Genomic DNA, 1,009 nt, shown 5'->3' on the forward strand with positions numbered 1-1,009 from the left:
ATATGAACTGACCCCATAAAGTTAGACAGGTCGTTTCATTAGGCAGCCTTTAGGGCATGAGTTCGATATTGTACCGGACTCATGCCTTTTAGTTTTGCCTTAATTCTTTTGTGATTATAATAATCGATATATTTTTCAAATTCTTGTTTAAAGTGTTCTATGCTTTCAAAATCTTTTAGATAAAGAAATTCAGATTTCATAATACCAAAGAAACTTTCAATAACCGCATTATCGTAACAGTTCCCTTTACGAGACATACTTTGCGTAATCTTGCGTTCCTTTAGGGCGTGCCGATACTTCTTCATTTGATAATGCCAGCCTTGATCAGAGTGAATAAGGAGTTCGTCTTCTTCTGTCAATTGTTGAAAAGACTTCTCCAACATCTTCGATACAAGTGAATAGGTTGGTCTTGAATCAATTGTATAAGCGATTATCTCTCCATTAAATAGATCTAACATCGGTGATAAGTAGAGCTTCTCGCCGCATAATTTAAATTCTGTTATGTCTGTAACCCATTTTTCGTTCGGCTTTTCAGCTTTAAAATTACGTTCTAAAATATTTGGCGCAATCTTACCTACTTGTCCTTTATACGAGCGATATTTTTTCATACGAACTAGACTCTTTAAACCTAACTCTTTCATAATTCGTTGAACTTTTTTATGGTTGATTTTATGTCCTTGGTTCATTAACTCATCGCGAATACGGCGATATCCATAACGACCTTGGTGTTCATCGTAAATGTTTTGAATTAAGATCTTTAGCTCTTTATCTTTATCTGGCCGATTAGAATTCTGTATCCAGTAATAATATGTACTTCGTGGGAGTTCTGCTAATTTTAAAAGTGCCTGCACCGGAAATGCTTTCCTTAGTTCATAGATTACTTGCGCCTTATCTTGTTTGGTGATTTTTCCTTGTTTTGAACTAAGGCATTCAACTTTTTTAAATAAGCATTCTCCATACGCAAACGCTCCAATTCAGCTTGTAATGCTTCTACTGACTCTTCTGTTTG

1 pseudogene is annotated in these 1,009 nt (G+C 35.2%); it reads right to left on the reverse strand.

Annotation, left to right across the window (positions count from 1 at the left end):
* Window positions 1-38: 38 nt before the first annotated feature.
* A pseudogene (locus ACS2QP_RS27355) lies at window positions 39-1,009 on the reverse strand (IS3 family transposase); the annotation flags it as partial.

Source organism: Bacillus cereus group sp. Bce019 (assembly GCF_051781745.1).
Lineage (GTDB): Bacteria > Bacillota > Bacilli > Bacillales > Bacillaceae_G > Bacillus_A > Bacillus_A cereus.